This is a genomic window from Chryseobacterium sp. SIMBA_028, assembly GCF_046535285.1.
GTDB lineage: Bacteria > Bacteroidota > Bacteroidia > Flavobacteriales > Weeksellaceae > Chryseobacterium.
In genome coordinates this window covers 1-245 of the sequence record NZ_JAWRWZ010000697.1, presented here as the reverse complement: position 1 = coordinate 245, position 245 = coordinate 1, and the positions used below count along the sequence as shown (strand labels likewise).

The 245-nt window shown below is 58.4% G+C and carries 1 protein-coding gene; it reads right to left on the bottom strand.

All coding sequences use genetic code 11. The features are described from left to right. On the bottom strand, window positions 1-245 hold a 245-nt coding region (locus tag SCA31_RS25040), incomplete at both ends, for a hypothetical protein (protein ID WP_410699648.1).

Here is a 245-nt window from a genome sequence, read left to right as displayed (position 1 = left end):
AACTATCTGGCCGGACCATCTGTTCAATCCGGCGGCCAATCATCGACCGAAGCTCTTGAAGCCCGGCACCGGTCTGAACGGAGATTGAAAAATCAAGCTCGTTCCTAGCCGGCACCAGGTCTGCCTTCGTCCCCACGGTCAAGACGCGCGGATCAGCAGGTGTTGAAACCGCGGCACCAACAGATAGGTCATGCAGATACAGCACCAGATCGGCCTCGGCAACCATGTTCTCGGCGCGGCGAATG